This window comes from Streptomyces endophyticus, assembly GCF_035798155.1.
GTDB lineage: Bacteria > Actinomycetota > Actinomycetes > Streptomycetales > Streptomycetaceae > Streptomyces > Streptomyces endophyticus.
Window position 1 is genome coordinate 1 of the sequence record NZ_JAOZYC010000199.1, and the last position, 18642, is coordinate 18642.

An 18642-nucleotide genomic window follows, 5' to 3' on the forward strand; every position below is an offset into this window, starting at 1 on the left:
GGGGTTCCCCCGTGGGTGGCGCGGTGTGTGCGGTCTGAAGTATTTGTATCCCGCACCGAGTCACGGGCAGTCCTCCACGACGTCCGCGTTCTGTCACAGGCGTACCTGCTTCACGGTCCGCCAAGACATCCCCGCACGGCCACCGTCCGGGAACACCTACGAGGCAGCCCCCAGCCCACGTCAGGACGGTTCGACTGCCCGGCGAACTAGAGCGACTCCTCGGCCTCCACCAGCGAGGCGAGGTGGGACGCCACCCGGTCGGCGTCGTCGCCGGTCACGGTGAAGCGGGCGGTCGATCACCCGTCGTTCGTCCGCGAGATCCGGGCACTCCTCACGGAGTGAACGTAGGGATCCACGCCCCCTACGCATCCCGACCGACACCGCCCGCGGCGGCATCCGCGGCCACCACGTTCCGTGTCACCAGGGGGACTTGGGGTCGCTCGCGCGCCGACAGATCCCTTGTGGTTTCCCATGACGTCTGCTCGAATCGGCCGCGACACGTCTAGACCACTGACCTCAACCCCTCGGTCGGTCCAGTACCCGGGTCCGCCGTCTGTGTGGTGAAGGAGTTTCCGTGCTCAACAGGAGATCGGCAATCGCGAGCGGAGTGCTCGCAGGAGCGGCCGTGTTCATGGAGCCCCTGCGCGGCGCGGGGGTGGCCGCCGCCGCTCCACGCACGGGCGGTGGGCCCGCGCTGCCGACGATTCCGGCCGTACGCGACGTCACCACAGGGCGCGCCGCCTGGCGCCCGACGGCGGCCACCCGCATCGTCGTGGCTCCGGGAGCCGCCGGACGGCTGAGGGGAGAAGCACGGACCCTGGCGGCGGAGTTGGTGGGTGAAGGGCACCTCGATCGGCAGCCGCGCATCGTCGTCACGTCGTCGAACCCACGCCCGGCGGACATTGCGCTCGGCATCGGGCCGGTGCGTGGGACGTCGTCGCCCGATGCCTACGACATCGTTGTCAGAAGCGGGCCGGCGATCACCGGCCACTCCCCGGCCGGCGTGTACTACGGGACCCGTACGCTGCTTCAAGTCCTGCGGCAGCAGCGGACGTTCAGCGGTCGGATCACGGACTGGCCGTCCTACGCCCAGCGTGGCCTCATGGTCGACGTGGGGCGGAAGTACTTCACCGTCGACTGGTTGAAGGACCGGATCCGTGAGCTCGGCTGGCTCAAACTCAACGTCCTGCAGCTGCACTTGAGCGACAGCCTCGGATTCCGTATCGAGAGCGAGAGCCACCCCGAGGTCACCACCCGGCCCGCGCTGTCCAAGGCCCAGGTGCGGGAACTCCTCGCCCTGGCCGAACAGCACCACGTCACGATCGTCCCCGAGATCGACTCCCCCGGGCACATGGTGTCGATTCTCCAGGCCCACCCCGAACTCCAACTGGTGCGCAAGGACGGCACTCGCGACCCCGGCAACCTCGACTACAGCAAGCCGCGGGCCCGCCGCCTGATGAGGGATCTGCTCACGGAGTACGCCGAGCTCTTTCCCGGGCAGTGGTTCCATCTCGGCGGCGACGAGTACTTCGGCTACCCCTGGGACTCCAACAAGATCACCGGGGAGAACGCCCCTCAGCTCCTGGAGTACGCACGGGAGCAGGTCGGCCCGGAGGCCACCCTGCTGGACGGCTTCACCAGTTACATGAACGAACTGATCGGGGTGCTCGCCGGCAAGGGGAAGCGCGCCAAGGTGTGGAACGACCACCTGGTTCCCGGGCAGGGGCTGGTCGAACTCGACCGCCGGGCCGAGGTCGAGGTCTGGATCCGCTGGAACGAGGACGAGCCCTCGGTCGAGGACTACGTCCGCGCCGGATACCGCGTGGTCAACCGGCACGGCGACTACCTCTACTTCATCCTGGCCCCCGACCAGCAGCACGAGACCGGCCCGAAGTCCGCGCAGGGCATCTACGACCTCTGGACACCACGCACCTTCATGCGCAAGCCGACCGAGGACATGGTGCTGGCCGACGGCGCCCCCATGGCCGGCTCCCTGGTGTCCGTCTGGTGCGACAACCCCGACTTCCAGACGCAACAGCAGGTCTCGGAGGCCGTCCGCCCCTGGTTGCGCGCCTTCGGCCAACAGATGTGGGGGTCCCCCAAGCCCACGGCGGACTACGCCGGGTTCCTCCCGCTCATCGAGGCGGTCGGTGACGCGCCCCATGGCGGCTGATGCCGGACGGCGAATGTCACCTGATGCTCAACGCCAGGCAGAAGTCGACACGGTCGCGCAAGGTGGCGAGGCTGTGGCCGGTCAGCTGTTCCACCCGCTGCAGGCGGTAGCGCAACGTGTTGACGTGGATGTGGAGTTGCTGAGCGCAGCGCTGCCAGGAGCCTGAGGCGTCGAGGAAGGCGGTGAGGGTGGCGACGAGGTCGCTGCCGTGTGCGGCGTCGTAGCGCTCGATGACCCCGATCAGGCGGTCGCGGTAGAAGCGGCGCACGTCGTCGGGGACGGCGGCGAGGAGGAGTTGGTAGGAGGAGAGGGAGTCGGGGTCGGCGGTGCGTACGGTGCCGGCGCCGAGGGCCGCGACCCGGAGTGCGTTGCGGGCCTCGTCCAGGGAGCGGCGCAGGCCGGTCGTGCCCGTGGCGGGCTCCCCGGTGCCGATGGCGGCATGACCGTCCGCGAGGAGCGGGGCGAGCCGTTCGGCGGCGCCGGACGTGTCGTGATCGCCTTCGGGTACGAGCATGAGGTACGCGCCGTCCTCCGCGGGGATCGGCACCGAGCAGCCGGGCAGCCGGTCGGCGACGTCCTCCAGGACTGTGGCGGCGAGTTCGGCCCCGTACGGGCTGCCGGTGGTGCGCATGTACACGGCGCTCAGCGGTGCGTCGAGGGCGAGTCCCAGGCTGGTGAGCCGGGAGGCGGCCGCCTCTTCCCGGCCGTCGGCGAGCAGGTCGACGGCCTCGCGCAGGAAGCGCGCCTCGATACGGCGGCGTTCCTGGGTCGCGGCGCCGTCGAGCGCGAGCAGCGCGCACACCTCCCACGCGGCGTCGGCCACGCCCGGCGCCCAGTCCCGGTAGTCGCCCGAGGAGACGAGATACGCGGAGGGCGGGCGGTGCGCGACGGGTGACTGGACGGGGAAGAGGCTGAGTTCGCCGCCGCCGGGCACGGTTCGTACGGCGGGGAAGCCGCCCGCGCCGAGCGCGTCGTGGTGGGCGCGGGCGAGTTGCCGCTCGCTCACCGAGAGGACCCCGCCCGCGCGCGGCACACCGGTCGCGGAGAGCACGGCGCACCACACACCCGTGGCCCGCGCGAACACGTCGATGAGTCCTTCGGCCCCCTCCCCCGCGGCCATGCTGGCGACCAGGCCGCGGTGCAGGTTCACGGAGGGCGCGCGCCGATGGCCGCCCCCGAGCGCGGCGAGCACGGTCTCGGTGAGCGCGGCGAACGAGATGTCGTCGTCGACGGTGAGCAGTGTCAGGCCGTGCCGGGTGCAGGCGTCGGCGAGCGGCGCGGGCACCGCGCCGACGTCCGCGGTCCCGGCGACGAGCGCGGCCACTCCCGCCCCTGACAGGGCGGCGACGAACACATCGGCGTCGCGCGGCTCGTGGTACCAGGTGGTGCTGGTCAGGACGAGCTCCCCGCCGTCCAAGTAGCGCCCGGGATCGGGGAGATCAGTGGTGTAGACGCCCCGGATGCGCGGGCTCTCGACGGGGGACGCCACGACGGACCGCAGCCCGAGCCGTGGCATCGCGAGCAGTTCGGCCAGCTCCACCGGTCGGCCTCCTCGGCACCGCCCAAGGCAGGGGCGGGCGAATCGTGTTACGGGCATGCACACCGGCGTGCAAGGGGTTTGGAGCATAGTACGGGCCCGCCGCGCGAAAGGGGCCGCTCGTCTGGAGAGATGTGCAATCCCGCAGGAGCCGCGCCACCGGTTCACTGAGTCACGCGCCGACCGAGCCGCGTCACGCACCGACTGAGTCACGCGAACCACCGAGCCATGCAACGAACGAGTCACGCAACGACCGAGTCACGCAACGAGCCGCATGTTCACGCACCCGCACCACCCCGCTCCGTACGACCCGCCCTGTCCTGGTGAGGAGCCCACCATGCGCGCCGACCCCGAACGTCCCTCGACCATCGAACGCCTGGGAGCCGAACCCGTGCCGATCGAGCGGCGGCACGGCCGCCCCTGGTCGCTGTTCACGCTGTGGTTCGGTGCGAACGTGCAGTTCGCGACGCTCAGCGTGGGCGCCCTGTCGACGTCGGTGTTCGGCCTCGACCTGCTGCCCGCCGTCCTCGCGATCGTCATGGGCACGCTGCTCAGCTCGGCGCTGGTCGGCCTGTTCTCGACACGCGGTCCGCTGACCGGTGTGCTCCAACTCGTCCAGTCCCGCGGCCCGTTCGGCCGGCTCGGGAACCTGCCGTCCGCGGCGTTCACCGTGGTCAACGGCGTCGGTTGGTGTGTCGTCGACTCGCTGCTCGGTGTGTTCATCCTGCGCGATCTGACGGGCATGGGTTTCGCGCCCGCGCTCGCCCTGATGGCGGTGGCCCAGCTCGGCATCGCGGTTGTGGGATACCGATTGATCCACACCGTGGAGCGGGTCCTTGCGGTGGTCCTGGTGGCGGTGTTCGCGGTGATGTCGGTGTACGGCTTCGGCGCGGCGCACGCGACCGCTCCCGCCGCCCCGGCCGACGGCTCGACCGCGGCGTTCCTGCTGGTCGTCGCCGTCACCTCGGCCCGCGTGCTCGGCTGGTCCGCGTACGCCTCCGACTACAGCCGCTATCTGCCGAGGCGGAGTTCGCCGCGCCGGGTGTTCCTCGCGGCGGGCGGCGGCGGTGCGCTCGCCGGGGTGTGGATCGGCTCGCTCGGCGCGGCGCTGGGCACGGTGGGCGCGCTCGACGACCCGAGTGCCATGGTCAGCGGCCTGTTGCCGCACGCGCTCGGCACCGTCGTGCTGCTGTGCCTGCTGCTCTCCACGCTCGCCTCCACGGTCATCGACCTGTACTCGGGTGCGATGGCGGCGCTCGTCGCCGGGTTCAGCATCCCGCGCTGGGTGTCGGTCCTCGTCGTCGGCGGCCTCGGCACGGCGCTCGCCTGGTACGCGGGGCACGGCGACTTCGCGGCGCAGCTCAACGACTTTCTCCTGATGACGGGTTACTGGCTGGCGCCGTGGGGCGCGGTGATGATCGTCGCGTACTGGGGCCGCGGGCGGCGCGCGCTCGCCGATCCGTACGACGCCGGGCACCGCTTCGGCCGGGGCCTGCCGTGCGTGCTGCTGGCCATCGCGGCCGAGCTGCCGTTCATGAACCAGTCCCTCTTTACGGGGCCGCTTGCCGAGGCACACCCGGTGCTCGGCTCGTTCGGCCTGTTCGTCGGGTTCGCCGTGGCGGGGGCCGCGTACACCGTGGTGTGTCCGCGTCCCCGAGTGTCCGGCCGACCCGAACCATCCGCACCGTACGAGAAGTTGAGGAGCGAGGCATGACCACCACAACCGCGCCCAGCGCACAGGACGAGACGTTCCTGCGTACCGCCATCGCCACGGCGGCGAAGTCCCGCGCCGCTGGCAACCACCCCTTCGGCGCGCTGCTCGTCCTCGACGGCGAGCAGGTCCTGGAGGCCGGCAACACCGTCGTCTCGGAGGGGGACGCCACCGGCCACGCCGAGACCAACCTGGTGCGTCTGGCGACGCGTACCTACGACCGCGACACACTGGCCCGCGCCACCCTCTACACCTCCACCGAGCCGTGCGCGATGTGTGCCGGCGCCGTCTACTGGAGCGGCATCGGCCGGATCGCCTACGCCCTCGGCGAGGACGAACTCCTCGCCCTGACCGGCGCGAACCCCGAGAACCCGACGATGGCGCTGCCGTGCCGGGACGTGCTGGCGGCCGGGCAGCGTCCGGTGGATGTCGTCGGGCCGTGCCTGCACGTGGAAGCGGCGGCGGTGCACGCGGGGTTCTGGGCATGACGCACACACGCCACGGGGCTCCGCGCCTCAACGACCGGCAGGGCTCGAAGGTCCGCACGCTGATCCACAACGGCATCGTCATCCCTTGCGACGGCACGAGGACGGTCCTGGACCCCGGCTCCGTCCTCCTGGAGGGCGAGCGCATCGTCGCCGTCGATCGCCCGGAGGCCTTCGCCACCACCGACGCACAGGTCGTCGACGCCACCGGCCACGCCGTCATCCCCGGCCTGCACAACACCCACCTGCACTCGGGCCTGTTGCGCGGCACCGCCGAGTCCAAGTCCCTGTGGGACTGGCTGCGCGACTACGTGGACCCGGCCCACAAGGCCCTCACCCCCGACATCGCCGAAGCCGCTTCGCTGCTCTGCTACACGGAGTCCCTGCGCGCGGGCACCACGTCCGTGATGGACATGTGGCGCCACATGGAGGGCTCGGCACGCGCCGCCGAACAGGTCGGCATCCGCGCCACGCTCGTCCCCTACGTCGCCGACCTGCCCGGCTACGACTACTTCGAGACGTTGGAGACCAACCGCCGCCTGCTGAAGGAGTACCGCACGTACGCCCGCGGCCGGGTGCGCTCATGGGTAGGGCTGGAACACCTCTTCTACTGCAGCGAGGACGCCTTCCGGGCGGCCGCGGCGCTGGCCGACGAGTTCGACACCGGTCTGCACACCCACTCCTCGGAGACGACCTGGGAAGTCGAGGAGTCCCTACGGCAGTTCGGGCGCCGTCCCATCGAGGAGTTCCGCCATCGCGGCATCCTCGGACCGCGCACCGTGATCGCCCACTGTGTCTGGCTCGACGACCGCGAACTCGACCTGCTCGCCGGGACCGGTACGAGCGTCGCCCACTGCCCCTGTTCCAACATGAAGCTGTCGTCGGGCCCCGCCCGGGTCGCTGACATGCGCCGGCGCGGCATCGCCGTCGGCATCGGCAGCGACGGCGAGAAGGAGAACAACAACCTCGATCTGCTGGAGGAGATGAAGTTCGCCTCGCTGCTGCAGAAGGTGACCTCCCTCGATCCGACGACCGGCGACCCGTGGGACATCCTCGACATGGCCACCCGCGACGGTGCCCGCGCCCTCGGCCTCGACGGCGTCACGGGTTCACTGGTGCCGGGCAAGCGCGCCGACGTCGTCACCGTCGACCTGCGGGCGCTGCACACCACGCCTCTCCTGCACGGCGACGACTTCAACGCCGTGCCCCACCTGGTGTTCTCCGCGTCCGCCGCAGACGTCGACCATGTGTGGGTCGACGGCGAACTGCGCGTGTCCGGTGGGAAGGTACTGAGCGTGGACACGGACCAGGTACGGCTGCGCGCACAGGGCGCGGCGGAGGAACTGTTCCGGCGACGGGCGGCGCTTCCGGTCGACCGGTAGTCGGCGGTGTGTGGTGTGTGGTGTGTCGGGCGGGCGCGTGCCCGACACACCAGCTACGCGCCTCGCCCCACGACCTACCGCGCCACGTACACCGTGTTGGTGGACGACCCGCCTTGCAGGGGGTTGGCGAACTCCACGACGTGGCTCCGCACGGTCGAGAAGACCTCCCCGAGCGCGGCTTCGAACTCCCCGTCCGGCGGGTCGTTCGACCAGAGGGCGAACACGCCGTCTGGGACGAGCAGTTGAGCAAGCGTGCGCAGCCCGTCGGGCCGGTAGAGGGCCGCGTTCCGGGGGTGCAGGACGTGCCGGGGGGAATGGTCCACGTCGAGCAGGATGGCGTGGAAGCGGCGGTCGGGTTCGCTCGGGTCCAGGCCACCGCCCTCGGCGACCCTCTCGAAGAAGTTGGCCTCGACCAGCCGGCACCGGTCGTCCGACGCCAGACGGCTGCCCAGTGGTACGTACCCGAGCCGGTGCCAGTCGATCACCTCGGCCAGCGCCTCGATCACCGTCACCGAGCGCACCCGCGGATCGTCGAGCGCGGCCGCGGCCGTGTATCCGAGGCCGAGGCCGCCCACGGCGACATCCAGCTCCGTGTCCGCAAGGGGGGCAAGACCGAGCCGGGCGAGCTCGACCTCGCCCTCGGTGAAGAGGCTCGACATCAGGAACTCCTCGCCCAGCTTCACCTCGTAGACGTCCTCACCGGAGGCCGGGTCCCGTCTGCGGCGCAGGCTGATGTCCCCCAGGGGCGTGGGGCGCCAGTCGATCTCCTGAAAACGATTGCTCATGCGCGGCCTCCGCCGAGTCGGATGGGGAACGCCACCATCTTCGCGTACGAAGAGGCGCGCGACCGACACGCTCGACCGGCACGCGCGACCGACACGCCCGATCGACACGCTCGACCGGCACGGCCGATCGACACGCTCGACCGCCGGCGTCAACCGCGGGCCTGCGCCGCCGACTGTGCGGCCTCCGCTGCAAGCCGCACGGCCAGGGTGCGAGCCAGCAGCACCGGTACGCTCGCCGCGGCCGCGGCCGCGTGGCGCATCTCCTCGGTGTAGCCGATGCAGTCGAGGACGATCCAGCGGGCCCCGCCCGCGGCCAACTCCCGTGCCGCTGCCGCACATTGCTCCGGCGCGCCCCCGCCGTACGGATCCGCCGGAGCGGCGGTGACCCGGCCGGGCAGCAGCCGGGCCCAGCGCGCCGCGACGTCCTCGCGCTGGGCGGGCAGCGGGCACACGACACCGACCGGGTCCGCCCCGACCAGGGCACGTACGCCGTGCTGGACGAGCGGCTCGGCGTACAGCAGCGGCCCGCGTGCCGGGACCGGCGGGAAGTGGCCGGTGCACAGCAGCAGCGTGGCGTCGGCGCCGTCGGCCTCGCAGCGGGCGACGGCGTCCGCCATGCGCGGGGCGAGCGCGTCGTGGCCGAGGACGGCGGAACCGCCGTCGCGCAGCCGGGAGATCAGCGGCGCCTCGCCGGGGACGGGGCCGACGGCGGCGCGCACCGCGTCGGCGTCGGGTCCATCGAACCGGTCGTGGTCGAGGGCGCCGTGCTCGGTGAGCCGGAGTCCGGCGGTGATGGGGAGGATGTCGGGGGTCAGGTCGGTGCGCGGGGCCTGGCCGATGGTGACCAGGCCCAGCACACCCCGGGCGTCCGATGCTGCGGGCACGTTCACACCGTCTTGCGGAGACACCTTCACACCCCTTCGCGGAGACACGGTCACACCGCCTTGTAGATCTGGCCGACGTCGTGGACGGAGCTGCCCGCGATCAGGCCTGCGCCGACCAGGGCGAGGTCGTTGTCGGCGGTCTCGGCCACCGCGTCCGCCTCTTCCTTCGTGGCGGCCTGGGAGCGGCGCCAGCGCGTGTAGCCGAAGCGGACGGCGAGCGCGGCGAGGACCAGCCAGCCCGCCTGCGGGGTGGCCACCAGCAGACCGGTGGCGAGGAGCACGCCCATCTGCCGCTTGGAGCCACCAAGGAGTTGGATCAGCACGCCGGGGATCGCCCACAGCAGCATCATCGTGACGGCGTGGCTGTCGGTGAGGCCCGCCTTGATGGTGTCGACGTACACCTGGGCGACCGGCGGTACCCGGCCGTCGGAGAAGAACGGCTTCCACGCGATGGCGACGATGACGATCGCGACGGCGAAGCCCACCAGCTGCGAGAGGTACTGCTGGCGGCGGCCCGCCATCTCGTACGGCTTCCACGGCACGGCGTCCTTGCGCAGCAGCCAGCCCGCCTTGAAGTCGAAGCCGACGTCGGCGAAGGCAGGTCCCGTGCACGCGCAGTACCCGACCAGCAGGGCGAGCGGGATCATCGGGATGCTCAGCACCAGGCCGAGGATCAGGAAGATCAGCGTCACGGCGAAGGCGGGGAACCACCCGGAGTGCATCGCCGCGAGACCCACGATGAGCTGGTGCACCAGCGCCGCCACGCCTGCGAGCAGCACCCAGCCGACGAGGCCGAACCCGCCCATGTCCGCCGCGACCCCGCCGCCGATGGCGACGACGAGCGCGCCGACGACGAACAGCGCCATGCCCTCGATCAGACCGCGGCGCAGCCGACGGGCGTCGACGGTGCGGAAGTCCGCGTCGAACCGCCCGTCCTGCCGCTCGACCACCGCGGCCTGCTTCTTCGCGTTGCGGTCCCGCATCATCAGCGCGGCCTGGACGAGTGCCACCAGACCCGCGCCGATCATCACGCCGTGCGGGACGTAGTTGGCGCCGAGGTCGTAGTGCAGGGTGGTCGGCGCGTACTGGGCGACGAGCAGGCCGACGCCGAACATCAGCAGCGCCCAGATGTTGCCGAGGAACGCCACACCGGCGGCCGACGTGGGCAGCTTGAACATCGCCCCGACGAATCCGACGACCGCGCCGACGCCGAGCACGGCGGCCTTCTTACCGCCCTCGTCACCCGCCTTGATCGTCTCGGCGGCGGCGATTCCGGCGGGCCAGGCGGCCGAGGCCGGGAAGAGCCGCGAGTCGTAGACCCGGAACAGCACCCAGCTGTCCACGGCCAGACCGATCACCGCGCCGAGCAGCATCGTCCACACCAGGTCGGGGCGGCCGATGAGGAACGGCACCGCGATGGGGGTGATCAGCGAGTTGGCGGCGGCGAACGTCGAGCCGGAGACGGCCGACTGCACCAGGTTCTGCCGGTGCTGATTGCGCATCTTGCGCAGTCCTGCGATGGAGATACGGCCGATCAGCATCGCGAGCAGCGCGCCGATCACGGAGGTGTTGGGCGCGATGCCCAGGGTCGTGATCAGCACCAGGCCGATGACGGAACCCAGGACGGCGAGGACGGCGCTGACGACCAGGGTCACCGGTTCGAAGGCGCGCGGATGCGTGGGCGGCGCAGCCTCGGGGGGCGCGCTCTGCGAAGTGGTCACGGGAACTCCAGCGGGGCGGAAGGGGGGGCGGGGCCGTGGTCAGGCGACGGACGCCTGCAGGCGGGCGGGCCGTGGTCAGGCGACGGACGCCTGCAGGCGGGTCATCGGCCCGTAGAGCTCGATCAGCCGATCGAACTCCTCCTGGTCGTGGAAGTGCGCGACGCCGCGCCCGAAGTCCTTCGCCGCCTCCAGCGAGAACCGGGCCGCCACGGCGATGTCCGACTCGTGGCTCGCGCCCGTCGCGCAGCCCGCCACCGCGGTCTGGGTGACGAGCGCGAGGCCGACGACCGGCGCGTCCGTGGCCATGCACGGCTGCATGATCGAGTTGATGTGGTGCACGCCGTTGCCGTACGGGGTGATGTCCTGCGTGGTGATCGGCAGGACGTGCGCGAGCTCGCCGGTGACGGTCTCGAGGAGGCCCAGCAGATCGTCGCTCGGGCGCAGGATCCAGCCCTCCTTGACGGTCGGGGAGAGCGCGACGCCGCGGTGGTTGAGGAGCCGGTTGCCCTTGGTGGTGTCGATGGAGACCACCGCGTCCATCTCCGGGGAGATCTCCGCGCGGTTGCAGTCGAGGACGGAGATCGGCGAGTCCATGAACGGCACCGGGTCGTGCGGCCGGGTCGGCGCGTCGGGGCAGACGTGCGTGGAGAGGATGACGTCACCCTCCAGGCGGTCGCCGCGCCCGTACATGTCGAGCAACTTCGCCGCGGCGGCCAGCGCGGCGACCGCGCCGTCCGCGTCGGACACCAGGCCGATCCGCTCCGGACGGGCGCCGACGCCGCCGAGTCGGCCGAGGATCCCGAGCGTGGGCGCGTCGCCTCCGGCGGCCTTGCCGCGGGTGCCGGGGACGGTGACCTTCACGAAGTCGGTGCCGCCGCGCTCGCCCTCGATCCGGGTGACGGTGATCTCCGGCTTCGGGCCTTCGGCCGGCGTTCCGGCCGCGTCGAGGACGGACCGCAGATGACCGGCGAGCAGCTCACCGCTCGCCTGCGGGCGGTCGAGGAGGTCGATGACGTCGAGTACGTACTTGAGCACAGCGGCTCCTTTGGTGCGTTTACGTGTTCTTGCCGCCGGGGCCACTGTGACCTGGCGTTCAGCAGAGGCCTGGCGTTCAGCAGAGGTCTGACTTTCAGCAGACTGCGCCGCCGATCCCGCATGGGACAACCTTTTCTCTATTTCAGAGAAGCATGTCCGTCATCCGGTACGCTGCCGACATGACCGCACCCCCCTTGCAGACAGCCGACCGTGTCCTCAGCGTGCTTCTGGCCTTCTCGCAGGAGCGCGAGGAGTGGGGGGTGACGGATCTGGCGGCCGAGTTCGGCTGGGACAAGTCGGTCGCACAGCGGCTGCTCGCCGCGCTGGCGCACCGCGGCTTCCTGGTCTCCGACCCGGTCACCCGCCGCTACCGTCTCGGGCCCGCGGTGTGGCACATGTCGACCGCCTGGGAACGGCACGGCGGCATGTCCGCCCTGGTGCGGCCCGCGGTGCGCGCGCTGGCGATGAAGACGGGCGCGACGGCGCTCTTCGCCGTCCCGGACGGGGTGCACCTGCGCTGCGTGGAGTCGGCCGACGGCGGCAGCGGGCCGCTGCGCGCGTACCGGCTGACCGGTGAGCTGTACCCGGCGCATGCCGGCGCCACTTCCCGGGCGTACTTCGGCATGCTCACCCCCGGCACCCGGGCCCGACTGCTGTACGGCAGGCCGATGCCGCGCTTCTCCCCGCTGACGGTGACCGACTCGGAGGCACTGGAGGAGCTGATGGTCCGCGCGGGCCAGGACGGCTACGCCCATTCGCAGGGCGAGTACGACCCGGCCACCTCAGGCCTCGCGGTGCCGATGCTCGTCCGGTCGCAGCCCGTCGGCACGCTCTCGCTGGTCGGACCGCACGACCTGGTCACGGGGCCCGACGAACACCTCCTCGGCCCGCTGCAGGCCGCGGCGGACCAACTGGGCGAGCTGCTCTCCCCGCGCCGCGCCCGCTCACAGGCGGTGCGCCGGACCCCCTGAGCCCCGGCCCAGCCGCACCCCCTACCAATTACCGACACCGACTACCGACACCGACTACCGACACCGAAAAGGCACCTCCGTATGAAGCTGCTCCTGCTGTCCAACTCCGCCGCCCCCGGCCACGGTTACCTCGAACACGCGACGGAGGTGATCGCGGACCACTTGGCGGGAGTGCGCGAGCTCGTCTTCGTGCCGTACGCGCTGGCCGACCACGACGCGTACACCAGCAAGGTGGCCGAAGCGCTGAAGCCGCTGGGCATCTCCGTGCGCGGAGCGCACAAGGGCGGCGACCCGGCCAAGGCGGTGGCCGACGCGCAGGCCGTCTTCGTCGGCGGCGGCAACAGCTTCCGGCTGCTCAAGGCGCTGCACGCGCTCGACCTGATCGAGACGGTGCGGGCGCGTGCCACCGCGGGGATGCCGTACATGGGCTCCTCGGCCGGCACCAACATGGCCTGCCCGACGCTGCGCACCACCAACGACATGCCCATCGTGCAGCCGCCGGACTTCGCCTCCTTCGGCCTTGTACCCTTCCAGATCAACCCGCACTACCTCGACCCGGACCCGGCGAGCACCCACCAGGGCGAGACGCGCGAAGAGCGTCTCGTGCAGTTCCTGGAGGAGAACGACGTGCCGGTGCTCGGGCTGCGCGAGGGCACGTGGCTGCGGCGCCGTGAGAACGCTCTCGAACTGGGCGGCACCGCCGCCGGCGCCCGCCTGTTCCGTCGGGACGAGGCCCCGCAGGAGTACGCCCCGGGCGCGGACCTCAGCGCCCTGCTGACCCTGCCCACCCGATTCGACACGCGCCTCGCCGGCTGACGGTCGGTCCGCTTCCAGCGATCAGCCCCGAGTCGGACCATCGCCGGACAGTATCTACGGCAGCAGGGCCCGGACCGCGCGTCGCGGTCCGGGCCCTGCTCCATGCGATGCCGCCCTGCGGCGGCGATGTGTCAGCTCTGGGCGGAGTCGTCGCTCGTCTGCCCGGCATCGTCGGCCGCGCCCACCTTCTCGCGCATCTTGCGCACCAGCTCCGCCTTCTGCTCGGCGGCGCCCTGGCGGTCGAGATTGCGGTGCGGACCGTTGTTCTGCCGTTCGGCGCGGGACTGCTTCTTGCGCTGGCCGCCGCCCTGGCCCACGGGGTTATTGATGTTCTTGCTCACGCTCACGGGTTCTCCCGAAATGATGTGAAGTGATCTACGGATTCATCGGTGGGGGACGGGCGCGGCGACGTCGAAGGACGTCAGCAGGGGCCCATCACGCTCTCACTCGTAAATCGGTGTCTGGAAGAACATGCCCAAGACATTACCCCGTTCTTTCGCCCCCGCACACCAAGTTTCCGCCGCCCCGGCACCGACCGGGCCTTCGGCGAGCGCCCGGGATCAGCGCGGGAGGCGACCCTAGGGTGTGCGAGCAAGTCCACTGATCGTCCCGGAGGCGTCATGCCCTTGCAGATGAAGTTGAGCGCGATAACCCTCGATTGCCCGGATCCGCTGGCTTTGGCGGCTTTCTATCGGCAGGCCACCGGCCTGGAACTCCACCCCAAGTCGAACGCTGACTTCGCCGGTCTCGACTGTGAGGACGAAGTCTTCATCGGCTTTCAACGGGTCGACGGCTACCGGGCTCCGCTCTGGCCCGAACAGACCGTTCCTCAGCAGCTTCACATGTGTTTCAAGGTCAAGCAGGACTTGGACCAGGTCGAAGCCCGGCTGCTGGAGCTGGGTGCGGCCAAACCGGATCACCAGCCTCATGGCGCCAGAGCGCGCGTTCTCACCGATCCGGTTGGGCACCCTTTTTGCATTGTCGAGGAGGCTGATTGAGGAGTTCACGGCTGCTGTGGTCCTCAGAGCCATCAAGGTCGTCGAGAGGCGGCTCTTCGTCTTTCTTGGCGAGTGGTTCGTACTCCATGACGGAGTCGGCCACCCTGCTTGTCCTTGCGCGCTGACCGCTCGTACGACACGGTCCCTGACACCTGTGCCGTGTAAGCCCCGCCGGCCCGCCAAGGACTGGCGGAGTAAGCCCCGCCCCGCCCCGAAGGAGCCCGATGCCTGAACGCCATGCCCTGCCCGCCCGTGGCCGCGTCGGTGTCCTGCTGCCCCTCGACCTGCCCGCCCACGAGGTGCTGCCCTACGCGCGGCGCGCCGGGGAACTGGGCTTCGATCAGCTCTGGGTGGTGGAGGATCTCGGCCGGCGCGGCGGCATCGCTCAAGCCGCCTCCGTCCTGGCCGGCACCGAGAACATCACGGTCGGCATCGGGATTCTGCCCGCCGGAGCCCGCAACGTGTGCTTCGCCGCGATGGAGTTGGCCACCCTCGCCCAGCTCCACCCCGGCCGCCTCATCGCCGGGATCGGCCACGGCATGCCCAACTGGATGCGCCAGGCCGGATCCTGGCCCGCCAGCCCCCTGACACTCCTCAAGGAGTACGCCACCGCGCTGCGCCAACTCCTGCGGGGCGAACCCGGACCCGGCAACGGCCGCTACGTACGCTGCGAAGGCGTCGTCCTCACCGAGACCCCCGACACCGAGGCCATCCCGCCCATCGTCCTGGGCGTCCGCGGCCCCCGCTCACAGCAAGCCGCGGGCGAGGTCGCCGACGGACTCCTCCTGGCGGAACCCGCCTCCCCCGCCTACATCACGGCCTCCCTGAACCACCTGGGCTCCACAGCCACCACGGGGCGCCCCGAGATCGTCACCTACGACGCCGCGGCCGTCGACGACGACGAAGAGGCCGCCCTCGCCCGCGTCCGCACCGGACTGGAAGCGATCGGCGAGCCGGGCTGGGCGGCCCACATCGACCCCCTGCCCTTCGCCGCCGAACTGCGCGCACACCGTGCCGCCTGCCCCGACGCCCGGGAATTCGCCCGGACCATGCCCGCCGCCTGGATCCGCGAGCTGAGCATCGCCGGTACGCCCGACCAGGCCCGCGCCGCGATCACCGCCCGCCACGCGGCCGGCGCGACCAGCGTGGTCCTCGCCCCCACCGGCCCCGACGCCCTCACAGCCCTCAACTCCCTTGCCCTCGCCCTCCCCTGACTCCGCCTAAGACCGGACCTGGAGGAATCCCCACCATGCGTTCAGGAGCAGATCCGTGAGCGCTACCTGTGATATCCCCGCGAAGATCAGCGAGTCACACCTTGACCCGTTGCAACTTGATCTCCCGGTTGACGAAGAGGTGAACGAACCCGCAGTGCCAGCAGATCAGCCCCGTCGCGCTCTCGTCTGCCCACGCCAGTCCCAGCAACTCGCCGCCGGTGCTGTTGAGTTTCACACCTCGTTCGCGAAAGAGATCGCCGTCGCAGACCTGACAGGTGATCGTCTTTTCCCCCAACGACGCCCGAACTGCCTTCGCCATTACCTCTCCCCGTCACTCCACTCCACGCGCTCCGAAGCTCAGCCACTACCTTCCGAGCTCCCGCGCCAACCTTGAACTGCCGTTCTACACGAGATCATCCACCGCTACACCTGCGCACCCGTCCGCGTGCCCGGGCCCGGAGCAAGAGGCCCGGCGATCACCCCGGCCCACGCGCGGCGGACCTCGCCGCCTCTCCCGCTCAACGCCACCCCGTTGCGCACAGACGCCATTCCGCATGTTTCGGGCCCAGTCGAAACACCTGTCACGCCCCGGTGCCCTCCCGGCAGCCTTCTCTTCAACGGGGGCGCCGCCACACCGACAGCGCGGCGCAGAACGGAGAGTGGAACATCATGCTCACAACGAAGAGGAACCTCGTGGGCCTCGGCGCGGCCGCGCTCCTACTGACCGGGAGCGGTGTCGGCACCGCCGTCGCGCAGCCGGGCGGCGCAGGCGACGTTTCGGCTCGCGGAGTGCACGGCGACTCGAAGGCCAACGCCAGTTACGCCTACGCCCACGCCACCTGGAAGTGGACCGGCCCCGGCTCGACGAGCAAGGTCAAGGTGTACGTCAACGACCAGCGCTGCCGGGACGGTTACGACTCCTTCGCCTTCATGCAGTTCAAGGGGACCGACGGCGCTGTCATCACAGGGGAGAGCCGGGCGTGGAACTACAACAGCGACTGCGTCGGACGAGGCAAGTCGACGAAGTTCCCGCGCTTCTCGGACGGGTTCAACGTCGCGAAGGCCCGCGTCGTCGTCTGCAAGAACGACGTCACGGGCTCGGGTGACACCTGCAAGAAGGGCAACTGGCACAAGAACCCCAAGGCGTGAGCGTCGGGAAGTGAGGGAAGCCGCTGACGTCACCCGGGTGTGCTCGCGCCGGCCGTCGGGCGCTCCGGGTCCGTCGCGGTCGGGGCCTCGGCGGACGGGGACGAAGGAGGCGGGGACGAGGCGGACGGCGTCGAGGTGGACGGCGTCGCCGGGCTCGGGACCGCTGAGCCGGACGGCGCCGGAGGCGAAGGGCTGGGCGTCGGGCTGCGGTCGGGGACGGTCGAGGACGATGGTGCGGCGGGCGGCACGGGGGCGCGGTCCGGGTCCGATTCCGGGGCCAGGGCGACGTAGCCGACGGCAAGGGCCGCGGCAGTGGCGAGCCCGGCGACCGGGAGGGCGTAGCGCCGGCCGAGGTCGCGGAGTCGAGGCAGTCGGCGCAGCTGCGGTCCGGGCGGCCGGGCCGGGCGCAGTGCCCGTACGGTGACACTGTCGGCGCGCACGGCGAGCGCCTCGCGCAACCGTTGCTCCACCGGGCGTTCGGCATGGTCGGCAGGCCGGACAGGTGGCGTGCGGGGAGTCATATCCGGCCCTCCAGGATCTTTTCCAGTGCGTCCAGGGCGCGGCTGGCGTTCGACTTCACCGCGCCTTTGCTGATGCCGAGGGTGGCGGCTATCTCGGCCTCGCTGAGGTCGGCCCAGTAGCGCAGTACGAGGACTTCACGACGGCGCGGGGTGAGCCGGGACAGCGCGGCGAGGACTTCGCGGTGTGCCTCGTCGAGGACGACGGAGTCCTCCGCGGACGGGGCTTCGCCGGCCGGTGGCGGGGTCCACGCCCGGGCCGTGCGGCGACGACGCAGCACCGTGCGTGCGGTGTTGACGACCGCGGTGCGCAGGTAGCCGAGGGCGTTGTCCACCTCCGTGATGTGTTCGCCGTGGCGGCGGTAGAGGGCGGTGAACGCGTCCTGCACGACATCCTCGGCTGTGGCCAGGTCGTCCACGAGCAGCACCGCAAGGCGCACCATGCGCAGCCGGTGCGCGTGGTAGAGCTCGCCGATGGTGGGTGGCCGGTCGAGGTGCGGGGGTGCGGCACCGTGCGGATGCGGACGCGGGTGTGCGTACGGGGGTGTGGCCCGGCCCGGCGCATCGGTGGCCGGGCCGGGTGCCCCTGCGAGCGTGGACCGGTCGCGTCGCAGCAGCCCACGCAGCACATCCCGCCATCCTGGGCGGATGTGGCCGTGCGGGAACATGAACGGCCGTGCTGGCGAGGCGAGTTCGTGGGCTGCGTGGGTGTGCACAGGGTTCCTCGTATGTGCTGCGTCGTATGTGCTGCGTCGTGTGTATTGCCTCGTGTGTACTGCGTCAGCGGTGCGAGCGGCGGCGTACGGCGAAGAGGGTCCCCGCGCCACCGGCGACGAGTGCGAGGGCCCCGGCGCCCAGGACGGTGGTGGTCGTGTCCGAGGACCCAGTATGTGCGAGCTCGTCATCGGCGGGGGCGGGCGCGGGGGTGCCGGGCTCGCTCGGGACGGGCGAAGGTGTGCCGGGCTCGGTGGGGGCGGCACTTGGCGCCGCCGAGGAGGCCTCGTCTCCCTTGCCGCCGGGGGCGGCGGGCGCGGCCGAAGGCGGGGTGCTCGCGGTCGGCTTCGGGACGCTGCCCGCGGACTTCGGGGGCGCCGGGCTCGGCGTCTCGGTGGTGGCGGCCGAGGGACGCGCCGTTGGCTGCACCGGCGTGGCGTGGGCGGCGGGAATCGCGGCCAGAGCGGCCAACAGGCCGGTGGCCACGATGGCACTGCGCACGGGAACAAGGGGGTTCACGGTCGTACTCCTCGGTCGGGGTGAAGGGTG

The 18642-nt window shown here is 71.2% G+C and carries 19 protein-coding genes; 9 read left to right on the forward strand and 10 right to left on the reverse strand.

Translation table 11 applies throughout. The features are described 5' to 3' along the window. Window positions 1-574: 574 nt before the first annotated feature. Window positions 575-2173 (forward strand): beta-N-acetylhexosaminidase, encoded by a 1599-nt coding sequence (locus OKJ99_RS40490; protein WP_326023515.1) that lies wholly within the window; start codon window positions 575-577, stop codon window positions 2171-2173. 16 nt (window positions 2174-2189) lie between these two features. Here the strand turns inward: OKJ99_RS40490 and OKJ99_RS40495 are convergent, their stop codons facing one another. Then, on the reverse strand, window positions 2190-3713 hold the full coding sequence (locus OKJ99_RS40495; RefSeq protein ID WP_326023516.1) for a PucR family transcriptional regulator: 1524 nt from the start codon (window positions 3711-3713) through the stop codon (window positions 2190-2192). A 334-nt stretch (window positions 3714-4047) separates the two neighbouring features. Here OKJ99_RS40495 and OKJ99_RS40500 point away from each other — a divergent pair, with 334 nt between their 5' ends. Genes OKJ99_RS40500 through OKJ99_RS40510 form a run of 3 tightly spaced genes read left to right on the forward strand, consistent with a single transcriptional unit; the run spans window position 4048 to window position 7288 of the window. Beyond that, on the forward strand, window positions 4048-5424 hold the full coding sequence (locus tag OKJ99_RS40500; protein ID WP_326023517.1) for a purine-cytosine permease family protein: 1377 nt from the start codon (window positions 4048-4050) through the stop codon (window positions 5422-5424). Next, the gene (locus OKJ99_RS40505; RefSeq protein WP_326023518.1) at window positions 5421-5909 is read left to right on the forward strand and encodes a nucleoside deaminase; all 489 of its coding nucleotides are present in this window, start codon (window positions 5421-5423) and stop codon (window positions 5907-5909) included. The genes OKJ99_RS40500 and OKJ99_RS40505 overlap by 4 nt, the downstream gene beginning before the upstream one ends. Beyond that, window positions 5906-7288 (forward strand): amidohydrolase family protein, encoded by a 1383-nt coding sequence (locus OKJ99_RS40510; RefSeq protein ID WP_326023519.1) that lies wholly within the window; start codon window positions 5906-5908, stop codon window positions 7286-7288. Before OKJ99_RS40505 ends, OKJ99_RS40510 begins: the two co-directional genes overlap by 4 nt. A 74-nt stretch (window positions 7289-7362) precedes the next feature. Here OKJ99_RS40510 and OKJ99_RS40515 read toward each other — a convergent pair whose 3' ends face one another. The 4 genes from OKJ99_RS40515 to OKJ99_RS40530 form a co-directional block, all read right to left on the reverse strand. Then, window positions 7363-8073, reverse strand: coding sequence for a polyamine aminopropyltransferase (locus tag OKJ99_RS40515; protein WP_326023520.1), 711 nt, complete (start codon window positions 8071-8073; stop codon window positions 7363-7365). A 149-nt stretch (window positions 8074-8222) separates the two neighbouring features. After that, window positions 8223-8957 carry an AroM family protein gene (locus OKJ99_RS40520; RefSeq protein ID WP_326023521.1) on the reverse strand — a complete coding sequence of 245 codons (735 nt, stop codon included), beginning with the start codon at window positions 8955-8957 and terminating at the stop codon, window positions 8223-8225. Between the two features lie 50 nt (window positions 8958-9007). Next, complete coding sequence (locus OKJ99_RS40525) at window positions 9008-10678, reverse strand: OPT/YSL family transporter (protein ID WP_326023522.1); 1671 nt, start codon at window positions 10676-10678, stop codon at window positions 9008-9010. 75 nt (window positions 10679-10753) lie between these two features. Further along, complete coding sequence (locus tag OKJ99_RS40530) at window positions 10754-11713, reverse strand: DUF1177 domain-containing protein (protein ID WP_326023524.1); 960 nt, start codon at window positions 11711-11713, stop codon at window positions 10754-10756. Between the two features lie 179 nt (window positions 11714-11892). Here OKJ99_RS40530 and OKJ99_RS40535 point away from each other — a divergent pair, with 179 nt between their 5' ends. Both OKJ99_RS40535 and pepE read left to right on the forward strand, forming a co-directional pair. Then, window positions 11893-12684, forward strand: a complete 792-nt coding sequence (locus OKJ99_RS40535; protein ID WP_326023525.1) for an IclR family transcriptional regulator — start codon at window positions 11893-11895, stop codon at window positions 12682-12684. Between the two features lie 81 nt (window positions 12685-12765). Beyond that, the gene (gene pepE / locus OKJ99_RS40540; RefSeq protein ID WP_326023527.1) at window positions 12766-13500 is read left to right on the forward strand and encodes a dipeptidase PepE; all 735 of its coding nucleotides are present in this window, start codon (window positions 12766-12768) and stop codon (window positions 13498-13500) included. 131 nt (window positions 13501-13631) lie between these two features. On the opposite strand, the gene OKJ99_RS40545 is transcribed toward pepE, so the two are convergent. Further along, the gene (locus OKJ99_RS40545) at window positions 13632-13847 is read right to left on the reverse strand and encodes a DUF6243 family protein (RefSeq protein WP_326023528.1); all 216 of its coding nucleotides are present in this window, start codon (window positions 13845-13847) and stop codon (window positions 13632-13634) included. Between the two features lie 273 nt (window positions 13848-14120). Here OKJ99_RS40545 and OKJ99_RS40550 point away from each other — a divergent pair, with 273 nt between their 5' ends. Further along, window positions 14121-14498 carry a VOC family protein gene (locus OKJ99_RS40550; RefSeq protein ID WP_326023529.1) on the forward strand — a complete coding sequence of 126 codons (378 nt, stop codon included), beginning with the start codon at window positions 14121-14123 and terminating at the stop codon, window positions 14496-14498. A gap of 224 nt (window positions 14499-14722) precedes the next feature. Continuing rightward, on the forward strand, window positions 14723-15712 hold the full coding sequence (locus tag OKJ99_RS40555; protein WP_326023530.1) for an LLM class flavin-dependent oxidoreductase: 990 nt from the start codon (window positions 14723-14725) through the stop codon (window positions 15710-15712). A 94-nt stretch (window positions 15713-15806) separates the two neighbouring features. Here the strand turns inward: OKJ99_RS40555 and OKJ99_RS40560 are convergent, their stop codons facing one another. Next, on the reverse strand, window positions 15807-16031 hold the full coding sequence (locus OKJ99_RS40560; protein WP_326023532.1) for a hypothetical protein: 225 nt from the start codon (window positions 16029-16031) through the stop codon (window positions 15807-15809). Between the two features lie 350 nt (window positions 16032-16381). Between OKJ99_RS40560 and OKJ99_RS40565 the strand changes: the two genes are divergently transcribed. Continuing rightward, on the forward strand, window positions 16382-16861 hold the full coding sequence (locus OKJ99_RS40565; protein ID WP_326023534.1) for a hypothetical protein: 480 nt from the start codon (window positions 16382-16384) through the stop codon (window positions 16859-16861). A 29-nt stretch (window positions 16862-16890) separates the two neighbouring features. Here OKJ99_RS40565 and OKJ99_RS40570 read toward each other — a convergent pair whose 3' ends face one another. From OKJ99_RS40570 to OKJ99_RS40580, 3 genes are all read right to left on the reverse strand, one after another. Next, the gene (locus tag OKJ99_RS40570; protein WP_326023536.1) at window positions 16891-17382 is read right to left on the reverse strand and encodes a hypothetical protein; all 492 of its coding nucleotides are present in this window, start codon (window positions 17380-17382) and stop codon (window positions 16891-16893) included. Then, on the reverse strand, window positions 17379-18095 hold the full coding sequence (locus tag OKJ99_RS40575; protein ID WP_326023537.1) for an RNA polymerase sigma factor: 717 nt from the start codon (window positions 18093-18095) through the stop codon (window positions 17379-17381). The genes OKJ99_RS40570 and OKJ99_RS40575 overlap by 4 nt, the downstream gene beginning before the upstream one ends. A gap of 64 nt (window positions 18096-18159) precedes the next feature. Continuing rightward, entirely contained in the window at window positions 18160-18612 is a 453-nt protein-coding gene (locus OKJ99_RS40580; protein WP_326023539.1) for an LAETG motif-containing sortase-dependent surface protein, read from the reverse strand. Between the last annotated feature and the right edge of the window lie 30 nt (window positions 18613-18642).